Genomic DNA, 10,370 nt, shown 5'->3' with positions numbered 1-10,370 from the left:
TCCTCGCTGTCGGGCGGCAGCGCGGCGATGCGCGCGCGCACCTGGGCGAGCAGCGCGTCGGTCTCGGCCCGTTCGGCCTGGCGTACCGCCTGCACCTCGGCGTGCGGGAAGGCGGGCATCCCCGGCTCGCCGCGCGGCAGGTAGAGTGCCAGCGCAAGCGCCGGCAGGGCGGCCGCGATCGCGCCGATGCTCCAGCGGGTGTAGGCCGGTGGGCGCGCGGCGGGAATGGCCGCGGCGGACGCGGGCACGGCGGCGAGCAGGCGGCGCTGCACCTCGATGACGGCATCGCGGTGCTCGGCGTCGGAGAGCCGGCCCTCCGCGCGGTCGCGGTCGAGTTCGGCAAGCTGCGCGCGGTAGAGTGCCGCGTCGTGCGCCGCGCGCGGCGCCGGCGGACGGGGGCGGCGCAGCAGCGGCCAGAGCACGGCGAGCACGGCGACGAGGGTGGCGGCGCCGAGGACCAGCCAGTCGATCATTCGGCGCCGAGCTCGCGCAGCCGTGCCCGCTCCTCGGGCGAGAGCGGCGGGGCCTCGGCCGGCCCGGCGCGGCGACGGCGCAGATAGGCGGCCGCGACCGCGCCGCCGGCGAGCAGAAGCAGCGCCGGCGCCGCCCAGAGGCCGATCGTGACGGCGTTCACCGGCGGACGCAGCAGCACGTAGTCGCCGTAGCGGTCGGTGACGAAGCGGACGACCTCCGCGTCGCTGTCGCCGGCGGCGATGCGTTCGCGCACGATGCGGCGCAGGTCGCGCGCGAGGTCGGCGTTGGAGTCGTCGATCGACTGGTTCTGGCAGACGAGGCAGCGCAGCCCGCGGCCGATCTCGCGCGCGCGGGCTTCCTGCGCCGGGTCGGGCAGCATCTCGCGCGGGTCGATGACCGCGTGCGCGGGGGCGCCGAGCAGGACGAGGACCAGGGCGAGGGGCCGCAACCGGGAACCCATCGCGGCAAGCCGCGACAGGGCCTGTGCCGCTCGCGCGCCCCGTGGGGGGGGGCCTCCCGCCGGTCGGGGACCGCGGCGCGGCCGCCGGGCCTCTACACGATCCTGCATGCTTCCTCGAAGCGGAGCCGCGGCCGTCGCGGCGGCAGTCGCGCGGTGTCCGCGTGCCCGATGTTCAGCAGGAAGTTCGATCGGATCGTCGTGCCCCTGAAGAAGAGCTCGTCCACCAGCGCATTGTCGAACCCGCTCATCGGCCCGCAATCCAGCCCGACCGCGCGGCAGGCCAGGATCAGATAGGCCCCCTGCAGCGTGCCGTTGCGGAACGCGGTCACCTCGCGCAGCGCGTCGTCGCCGGCGAACCAGCGCCGCGCATCCGCCTCCGGATAGAGCCGCGGCAGGAGGTCGTGGAATGCCACGTCATGGCCGACGATCGCGGTGACGGGGGCGGCCATCGTCCGCGCGACATTGCCGCGCGAGAGCGCGGGCTTCAGCTTCTCCTTCGCCTCGGCGCTGCGCAGGAACAGCACGCGCGCGGGCGAGCAGTTCGCGCTGGTGGGGCCGAGCCGCGCCAGCTCCCAGACGCGGCGCAGCTCGTCCTCGGTGACCGGATCGGGCCGCCAGGCCGAGACGCTGCGCGCCTCGCGGAACAGCAGATCGAGCGACCGGTCATCCAGCGCCAACGGCTACTCCACCGCCTGCACCGCGACGACCTCCGGCACGTAGTGCTTCAGCATGTTCTCGATGCCGTGCTTCAGCGTCGCGCGCGAGGACGGACAGCCCGAGCAGGCGCCGTGCAGGCGGAGCTGCACCACGCCGTCGCGGAAGCCGCGCAGCACGATGTCGCCGCCGTCCATCGCCACCGCCGGGCGCACGCGCGTGTCGATCAGCTCGCGGATCTGCGCGACGATCTCGCGGTCCTCCTCGGCGACCTCGAACGCCTCTTCCTCGGTCTCGCCCTCGATCACCGGCAGGCCGGAGAGGAAATGGTCCATGATCACGCCGAGCACCTGCGGCTTCAGGAGCGACCAGTCGGCGTCGTGCGTCTTGGTGACGGTGATGAAGTCCGCGCCGAGGAACACCCGCGTGACCTCGGGCAGCCCGAACAGCGCGCGCGCCAGCGGGCTCGCTGCGGCCGCCTCCGGCCCCGGGAAGTCGGCCGTGCCCGCGGCCATCACGGTCCGCCCGGGCAGGAACTTCAGGGTCGCCGGGTTGGGGGTGTCTTCGGTCTCGATGAACATGGCGTGCTCCTTCGCCCGCCCGGCGCCCCGCGCTCCGGGACCGGGCGGATCCGCTCCGCCCAGAGGTGGCAGCGCGGCCGCCCCGGGTCAAGCGCGCCCCGCCCAGCCCTCTTCGGCGAGCAGGCGGCGCAGATAGGCGCCATAGGCCGACCTGCCGAGCCGCTCGGCCGCCGCGATCACCGCGGCGCGATCGATGAAGCCCATGCGCCAGGCGATCTCCTCGGGGCAGGCGACCTTCAGCCCCTGCACCATCTCGAGCGAGCGGACGAACTCGGCCGCCTCGATCAGGCTCTCCGGCGTGCCGGTGTCGAGCCAGGCGAAGCCCCGCCCGAGCCGTTCCACCGCGAGCCGCCCCTCGGCCAGGTAGGCCGCGTTCAGGTCGCTGATCTCGAGTTCGCCGCGCGCGGAGGGCTTCAGCCGCGCGGCCATCTCCGCCACCTCGGGGCCGTAGAAGTAGAGCCCCGTGACCGCCCAGTTGGACTTCGGCTGCCGGGGCTTCTCCTCGATCGCGACCGGTCGCCAGGCCGGATCGAAGGTGACGACCCCGAAGCGTTCCGGATCGCGCACGTGATAGGCGAACACCACGGCCTCCTCGGCGGCCGCGGCGCGGGCGAGCAGGGCAGGCAGCCCGTCGCCGTGGAAGATGTTGTCGCCGAGGATCAGGCAGACGCGGCTGCCGGCGATGAAATCGCGGCCGATCAGGAAGGCCTGGGCCAGCCCCTCGGGCCTCGGCTGCACGGCATAGGCGAGCCGCACGCCCCAGGCCGAGCCGTCGCCGAGCTGGGCACGGAACAGCGGGGCGTGCTCGGGCGTGGTGATCACCAGGATGTCGCGGATCCCCGCCAGCATCAGCGTGCTGAGCGGGTAGTAGATCATCGGCTTGTCGTAGACGGGGAGGAGCTGCTTGGAGAGCACGCTGGTCATCGGGTGCAGCCGCGTGCCCGCCCCGCCGGCGAGGATGATGCCCCTCATGCGACGCCGAGCCGGCCGCCATCGTAGCGGACGCGCATCCCCTCCTCCCACCAGTCGCGGTGCTCGAGATACCAGGCGACGGTCGCGCGCAGCCCGTCGGCGAAGCGGCGCTGCTTCGCCCGCCAGCCGAGCTCACGCGCGATCCGCGTGCAGTCGATCGCGTAGCGGAAATCGTGGCCCGGCCGGTCGGGCACGAAGGCGATCAGCCGCCGCCGCGGCCCCTCGGCCAGCGGCCCGGCCAGTTCGTCCACGAGGTCGCAGATCATGCCGACGGTGTCGATGTTGCGGCACTCCTCGCCGCCGCCGACGAGATAGGTCTCGCCCGGCTGCCCGCGCGTCAGGATCGCGTGCAGCGCGCGCGCATGGTCCTCGACATGGAGCCAGTCGCGCACCTGCCGCCCGTCGCCGTAGACCGGCAGGGCCTCGCCGCGCAGCGCCTTGATGGTCATCAGCGGGATGAGCTTCTCCCAGAACTGCCAGGGCCCGTAGTTGTTCGAGCAGTTCGAGATCAGCGTCGGCAGGCCGTAGGTGCGGAACCAGGCGCGCGCGAGATGGTCCGCCCCGGCCTTGGAGGCGGCGTAGGGGCTGTTCGGCCGGTAGGGCGAGGCTTCCGTGAACGCGCCCTCCTCGCCGAGCGCGCCGTAGACCTCGTCGGTCGAGACCTGGAGGAAGCGGAAACGCGCGCGCGCCTCCGCATCGAGGCCGCGCCAGTAGCGCGTGGCCTCGTGCAGCAGCGTGGCGGTGCCCAGCACGTTGGTCTGCACGAAGGCGAGCGGGCCGTCGATCGAGCGGTCGACATGCGTCTCGGCGGCCAGGTTCACGATCGCGTCGGGGCGGAACTCGGCGATCGCGCGCCCGACCGCCTCGCCATCGGCGATGTCGGCCTTCACGAAGCCGTAGTTGGGCGAGAAGACGGCGTTCTCGACCGCAGCGAGATTGGCCGCGTAGGTGAGCTTGTCGAGATTGAGCACGCGCGCGCCGACCTCGCGCACGAGATGGCGCACCACGGCCGAGCCGATGAAGCCCGCCCCGCCGGTGACGAGGATGCGCATGAGGCTCAGTGGAGCGTCTCGAGGAGGCCGAGCATCAGCGCGGCGCGTGGGGCGAGCTCGCGCCACAGGATGTGCTCGTGGTCGGCATGCGCGCCCGCGCCGGGGCAGCCGAGCCCGTCGAGCGTGGGGATGCCCATCACCGCGGTGAAGTTGCCGTCCGATCCGCCGCCGCGGGATTGCTTGGGCAGGTCGAAGCCCAGTCCCGCCGCGATCGCGCGCGCCTGTTCGTAGAGCCGGAGCACGCCCGGGGTCTCGGCGAAGGGCGGGCGGTTCATCGATCCCGTCACCGTCACCCGGCAGCGCGGGTTCCTCGGCCTGAGCCCCAGGATCGCCGCCGCGCAGCGTTCGCCGTCCTCGACCGTCGGCACGCGCAGGTCGATCTCGCAGCGCGCCTCCTGGGCGATCACGTTCGGCCGGGTGCCGCCCGCGATCGGGGCGACGTTCGTGGTGATGCCGCGCTTCAGGTCCACCATGGCATTGATCGCCAGGATCTGGTGGGCGAGCTCGACCACGGCCGAGGCGCCGTCCTCGAAATTGCCGCCGGAATGTGCCGCGACCCCGGTGACGGCGAGCTCGAACCGCCCCACCCCCTTGCGCGCGGTCACCACCGCCCCGCCCGGACCCGCCGGCTCGGGGATCAGCACATAGGCGGATCGCTGCGCCTCGGCCTCGATCAGCGCGCGGCTGGTCGGGCTGCCGACCTCCTCGTCGGGGGTCAGCAGCAGCGTGATCGGCAGCCGGGTTGCGACCTTCTGTCGCAGCAGCGACGTCACCGCGTGATAGGCCAGGTACGACCCGGCCTTCATGTCGTAGATGCCCGGGCCGTGGGCGCGCTCGCCCTCGATCCGGAACGGCATGGCGGCAAGCGTCCCGTGCGCCCAGACCGTGTCCAGATGGCCGGCGATCAGGATCCCCCTGCCTTCCGCATGGCCGATCCGCGCGCGGAGCATGTCTCCGTAGCCGTCGCGTCCGCCGATCCGCACGACCGTGGCCCCGGCCTCCCGCAGCCCGACTTCCGCCCGGTCCATCAGGCGGTTGACCGCGGCCGGGTCGGTCGTCGGGGTCTCGATCTCGACCCATTGGCGCAGGCCGTCGAGGATCGCCTCGGACGGGCCCGGATCGGTCGCCGGCATGGTGATGTTCATCCTCTGTTTCAGAAGTCGGGTCATGCTGCGCGGCGCTGGACTGCTTGTCCAGGCAGCACCGTTCGCGTAGTTTTGGACATGCTGCGCCGCCGCAAGCGGCAAGTCGGGCAGCAGGGAAGGACAGACTCCATGGCAGTTGCGGCTGGCAACGGGTTCATCTACTTCGAGGATCTGTCCGAGGGCATGAGCGCCTCGTTCTCCCGCACCGTGACCGAGTCCGACATCGTGCTGTTCGCCGGCGTCTCCGGCGACATGAACCCGGTGCATCTGGACGCGGAATACGCCGAAAAGACGGTCTTCAAGGGGCGGATCGCGCACGGGATGCTGTCGGCCGCCTTCATCTCCACCGTGCTCGGCACCAAGCTGCCCGGCCCAGGCACGGTCTATCTGGCGCAGAGCCTGAAGTTCAAGGCGCCGGTGCGGATCGGGGACACCGTCACGGCGACCTGCGAGGTGGTCGGGCTCGACCCGGAGAAGAAGCGCGCCACGCTGCGCACGGTCTGCACCGTCGCGGGCAAGCCCGTGGTGGAGGGCGAGGCGCTGGTGATGGTGCCGGCGCGCGCCGCCGCCGCGCCGGAGGTGGCCGCCGCCTGAATTGACCCCGCGGCCGTGGCGGGCCATGTCCCGGCCGTGCGCATCTTCCGGGACTTCGCTGGCCTTCCGCCCGACGCGCGCGGCGCTGCCGTCGCGCTCGGCAATTTCGACGGCGTGCATCGCGGCCATGCCGCGGTGATCGCCGCGGCCGCCGAGGCGGCGCACGGGCGGGGCATCCCGCTCGCGGCGCTGACCTTCGAGCCGCACCCGCGCGAGGTGTTCCGCCCGCACGATCCCCCCTTCCGCCTCACCCTGGCCGAGGCCAAGGCCGAGGCGCTGGCCGCGCTCGGCGTCGAGATCCTCTACCAGCTCCCCTTCGACCTCGCCTTCAGCCGCATGCCGGCCGAGACCTTCATCGACGCCGTGCTGGCCGCGGGCCTGGGCGCGCGCCACCTCGCCTGCGGGCCGGACTTCCATTTCGGCCACAAGCGCACCGGCAACCCCGCCCTGCTCGCGACCCTCGGCCCGGCCCACGGCATGGGCGTGTCGATCGTGCCCGAGGCGGCCTCGCCCGACGGGCTCGTCTGGTCCTCGACCGCGGTGCGCGACGCGCTGAAGGCGGGTGACTGCGCGCGCGCGGCCGCGATCCTCGGCCGGGCGTGGGAGATCCGCGGCACGGTGGCGCGCGGGGCGGCGCTGGGGCGCACGCTGGGCTTTCCCACGGCGAACATCGCGCTCGGCCGGCACCTCGCGCCGCGGCTCGGCATCTACGCGGTCGAGGCGGGCGTGGCCGGCGCGGACGGGGAGATCATGTGGCGGCCCGGCGTGGCGAGCCTCGGGCTGCGGCCGACCGTCAACCCGTTGCCCGAGCCGCTCCTCGAGGTGCACCTGTTCGACTTCGCGGGCGACCTCTACGGCGCGGCGATGCGGGTGCGGCTGCATGCGTTCCTGCGCGACGAGGCGCGGTTCGAGACACTGGAGGGGCTGGTGGCGCAGATGCGGCGCGACGCGGCGGAGGCGCGCGCGCTGCTGGCGGGCGGCTGAGCCGGGCGATGGCCTGGCTCTACCTCGTCCTCGCCGGCCTGCTCGAGATCGGCTGGGCGGTCGGGCTCAAGCTCTCGCACGGGTTGTCGCTCACCCGGCCGGTCCACACCGGTCTGACCGTCGCCGCCATGGCCGCGAGCGTGATCCTGCTGGGCCTCGCCGCGCGCAGCCTGCCGATCGGCACCGCCTATGCGATCTGGGTCGGCATCGGCGCTGCCGGCACCGCGATCGCGGGGATGATGATGTTCGACGAGCCCGCGACCGCCGCCCGGATCGGCGCGATCGCGGTGATCGTCGCCGGGGTCGCCGCGCTCAAGCTGGTGTCGTGACCCCGCCTTTCGTTGACCGCAACGGGGCGGGGCGGTATCCGACGCCCATGCACAGGTCGCGGCACGCGCGAATTACGGTCCCGGCGCTCGGCTGAGAGCGCCGGGTCCCGCCCCACGCCACGCCTTCCAACCGGACCGATGCGATGAGCGAGAGCAAGCGCGACTACCGCGACACCGTCTTCCTGCCCTCGACCCCCTTCCCCATGCGCGGGGAACTCCCGAAGCGCGAACCCGCCCTGCTCGAACGCTGGGCGCGCCTGGACCTCTGGAAGCGGCTGCGCGACGCCTCCAGGGGCCGCGAGAAGTTCGTGCTGCACGACGGCCCGCCCTACGCCAACGGCCACATCCATATCGGCACCGCGCTGAACAAGGTGCTGAAGGACGTCATCAACCGCGCCAAGCAGATGGCCGGCTACGATGCCAACTACGTGCCCGGCTGGGACTGCCACGGCCTGCCGATCGAGTGGAAGATCGAGGAGCAGTACCGCGCCGCGGGCCGCGACAAGGACGTGGTCGATCCGGTGGCGTTCCGCGCCGAGTGCCGCGCCTATGCCGCGCACTGGCTCGGCGTGCAGCGCGAGGAGTTCATCCGCCTCGGCGTCGCCGGCGACTGGTGGAACCCCTACGCCACCATGGACTTCCGCTCGGAGGCGATCATCGCGGGCGAGATCGGCAGGTTCCTGCTGAACGGATCGCTCTATCGCGGTGCGAAGCCGGTGCTGTGGAGCCCGGTGGAGAAGACCGCGCTGGCGGACGCCGAGGTCGAGTACCACGACCACAGATCGACGACGATCTGGGTGCGCTTCCCGATCGTTGCGCCCTCGCCACCCGATCTCGCCGGTGCCGCGATCCTGATCTGGACCACCACGCCCTGGACCATCCCCGGCAACCGCGCGATCGCCTATGGCGAGGACATCGACTACGCGCTCGTGGTGGTCGAGGGCGTGGCCGAGGGCGCGACCGCACGCCTGGGCGAGCACCTGCTGGTCGCGCTGCCGCTCTGGCCCGAGGTCGCGAAGACCGCCGGCATCACCCAGCACGTGGTGCGGCGGGTGCTGAAGGGGCGCGAACTCGCGGGCACGGTCTGCGCGCATCCGTTGCGCGGCCGTGGCTACGATTTCGACGTTCCCGCCTTGCCGGGCGACTTCGTCACCACCGAGGCCGGCACGGGCTTCGTGCACATCGCGCCCGGCCACGGCGAGGACGACTGGCTGCTCGGCCAGGCGCATGGCCTGCCGACGCCCGACACGGTGGGCGATGACGGCACCTTCCTCGCCCATGTGCCGCTCTTCGCCGGCGTGCACGTCTACGAGGCGGCGGATCCGGTCTGCGCCGCGCTCGCCGAGGCGGGCGCCCTGCTCGCGCGCGGCACGCTGGTCCATGCCTATCCGCATTCCTGGCGCTCCAAGGCGCCGCTGATCTTCCGCAATACGCCGCAGTGGTTCATCGCCATGGACGGCGCGAAGGGCGTGCGCGCGCCCGCCCTCGCCGCGATCGCGGCGACCCGCTTCGTGCCCCCCCAGGGCCAGAACCGCCTCCGCGCGATGATCGCCTCGCGCCCCGACTGGTGCATCAGCCGCCAGCGCGCCTGGGGCGTGCCGATCGCGATCTTCGTCGATCGCCGCACCGGCGAGCCGCTGCGCGACCCGGCCGTGATGGCGCGCACGGTGGCGATCTTCGAGGCGGAAGGCTCGGACGCCTGGTGGACACGCCCGGCGCAGGACTTCCTCGGCGACGCCTACGACGCCCGGGACTACGAGCAGGTCCGCGACATCGTCGATGTGTGGTTCGAATCAGGCGCGACCCACGCCTTCGTGCTGGAGGGCAATCCGGACCTGAAATGGCCGGCCGATCTCTATCTCGAGGGCTCGGACCAGCACCGCGGCTGGTTCCACTCCTCGCTGCTCGAGGCCTGCGGCACGCGCGGCCGCGCGCCCTACGACGCCATCCTGACCCATGGCTTCGTCGTCGACGAGCAGGGACGCAAGATGTCGAAGTCGCTCGGCAACACGGTCAGCCCGCAGGAGGTGATCGCCGAGTACGGCGCCGACATCCTGCGGCTCTGGGTGATGGCCTCCGACTACACCGAGGATCTGCGCATCGGCCCCGAGATCCTGAAGCAGCAGGCCGAGCTCTACCGCCGCATCCGCAACACGCTGCGCTGGCTGCTCGGCGCGCTGGACGGCTTCGACGAGGCCGAGCGCGTGCCGTTCGACGGGATGCCCGAGCTCGAGCGCTGGGTGCTGCACCGACTCGCCGAGCTCGACACCCGCGTGCGCGAGGCGACCGACCGTTTCGAGTGGACCGGCGTGTTCGCCGATCTGCACGGGTTCTGCACGACCGACCTGTCGGCCTTCTACTTCGACATCCGCAAGGATGCGCTCTACTGCGACCGCGCGGATTCGCCCCGCCGGCGCGCCTGCCGCACGGTGCTCGACCACGTGTTCCGCTGCCTCGTCACCTGGCTCGCGCCCGTCCTGGTGTTCACCGCCGAGGAGGCCTGGCTCGCGCGCTTCCCGGGCGAGGAGGAGAGCGTGCATCTGCAGACCTTCCCCGCGATCCCGCCGGGGTGGCGCGACGAGGCGCTGGCGGCGCGCTGGCAGCGCATCCGCGAGATCCGCCGCGTGGTGACCGGCGCGCTCGAGCGCGAGCGCGCCGAGGGGCGGATCGGCGCCTCCCTCCAGGCGGCCCCCACCCTGATCCTGCCGGACCCCGATCGTTCCCTGCTCGACCCGGCGGGTTGGGCCGAGATCTGCATCACCTCCGGCATGACGATCGCGCCGTCCGCCCACCAGCGGCTGGAAGGCGCGGAGAACCGGTTCTCGGTCGAGGGCATTCCCGGCGTCTTCGTGCTGCCGGGCAGGGCCGCGGGCCTGAAATGCGACCGCTGCTGGCGCGTGCTGCCCGAGGTCGGAACGCATGCGGACCATCCGGGCCTCTGCGACCGCTGCCACGACGCCGTCACCTCGGGAGTTCTGGCCCGGCGCAGGGCGGCCTGATACCCTCCGCACAAAGGCTCGACCTTTGTGCGGAGGGTATCGCGCGCGGGGCTGGTGGGGCGGCCGCGCGCGAACATGACCCCGTACCAGCCCGCCGAAGGTCAAGCCTTCGGCGGGCTGGTATGA

The 10,370-nt window shown here is 72.6% G+C and carries 11 protein-coding genes; 4 read left to right on the top strand and 7 right to left on the bottom strand.

What is annotated here, in order from left to right:
* The 7 genes from ccmI to FK498_RS13975 form a co-directional block, all read right to left on the bottom strand.
* Nucleotides 1–473: c-type cytochrome biogenesis protein CcmI (gene ccmI, locus FK498_RS14005; RefSeq protein WP_141855562.1), on the bottom strand; the 473-nt coding region annotated here is incomplete at its 3' end.
* Nucleotides 470–922 carry a cytochrome c-type biogenesis protein gene (locus FK498_RS14000; protein ID WP_141855560.1) on the bottom strand — a complete coding sequence of 151 codons (453 nt, stop codon included), beginning with the start codon at nt 920–922 and terminating at the stop codon, nt 470–472. The genes ccmI and FK498_RS14000, both read right to left, overlap by 4 nt.
* Before the next feature lie 104 nt (nt 923–1,026).
* Nucleotides 1,027–1,611: a malonic semialdehyde reductase gene (locus tag FK498_RS13995; protein ID WP_141855559.1), complete on the bottom strand. Its 585-nt coding sequence runs from the start codon at nt 1,609–1,611 to the stop codon at nt 1,027–1,029.
* A 3-nt stretch (nt 1,612–1,614) separates the two neighbouring features.
* Nucleotides 1,615–2,169, bottom strand: a complete 555-nt coding sequence (locus FK498_RS13990; protein ID WP_141855557.1) for a NifU family protein — start codon at nt 2,167–2,169, stop codon at nt 1,615–1,617.
* Nucleotides 2,170–2,256: 87 nt separating this feature from the next.
* Complete coding sequence (gene rfbA, locus FK498_RS13985; protein WP_141855555.1) at nt 2,257–3,141, bottom strand: glucose-1-phosphate thymidylyltransferase RfbA; 885 nt, start codon at nt 3,139–3,141, stop codon at nt 2,257–2,259.
* Nucleotides 3,138–4,193 (bottom strand): dTDP-glucose 4,6-dehydratase, encoded by a 1,056-nt coding sequence (gene rfbB / locus FK498_RS13980; RefSeq protein ID WP_141855553.1) that lies wholly within the window; start codon nt 4,191–4,193, stop codon nt 3,138–3,140. The genes rfbA and rfbB overlap by 4 nt, the downstream gene beginning before the upstream one ends.
* A gap of 5 nt (nt 4,194–4,198) precedes the next feature.
* The gene (locus FK498_RS13975) at nt 4,199–5,338 is read right to left on the bottom strand and encodes a M20 family metallopeptidase (RefSeq protein ID WP_141855565.1); all 1,140 of its coding nucleotides are present in this window, start codon (nt 5,336–5,338) and stop codon (nt 4,199–4,201) included.
* Between the two features lie 129 nt (nt 5,339–5,467).
* Here FK498_RS13975 and FK498_RS13970 point away from each other — a divergent pair, with 129 nt between their 5' ends.
* The 4 genes from FK498_RS13970 (at nt 5,468) to ileS (ending at nt 10,244) form a co-directional block, all read left to right on the top strand.
* Entirely contained in the window at nt 5,468–5,932 is a 465-nt protein-coding gene (locus tag FK498_RS13970; RefSeq protein ID WP_141855551.1) for a MaoC family dehydratase, read from the top strand.
* 15 nt (nt 5,933–5,947) lie between these two features.
* Nucleotides 5,948–6,916, top strand: a complete 969-nt coding sequence (locus FK498_RS13965) for a bifunctional riboflavin kinase/FAD synthetase (protein WP_237560949.1) — start codon at nt 5,948–5,950, stop codon at nt 6,914–6,916.
* 8 nt (nt 6,917–6,924) lie between these two features.
* A complete protein-coding gene (locus FK498_RS13960; protein WP_141855549.1) occupies nt 6,925–7,245 on the top strand; it encodes a multidrug efflux SMR transporter in 321 nt (106 codons plus the stop codon).
* 143 nt (nt 7,246–7,388) lie between these two features.
* On the top strand, nt 7,389–10,244 hold the full coding sequence (gene ileS / locus FK498_RS13955; RefSeq protein ID WP_141855547.1) for an isoleucine--tRNA ligase: 2,856 nt from the start codon (nt 7,389–7,391) through the stop codon (nt 10,242–10,244).
* The last annotated feature ends 126 nt before the right edge of the window (nt 10,245–10,370 follow it).

Origin of the sequence: Elioraea sp. Yellowstone, from assembly GCF_006704265.1 — a bacterium.
Classification (GTDB): Bacteria; Pseudomonadota; Alphaproteobacteria; order Acetobacterales; family Acetobacteraceae; genus Elioraea.
This window is presented reverse-complemented; position numbering and strand designations above follow the sequence as displayed.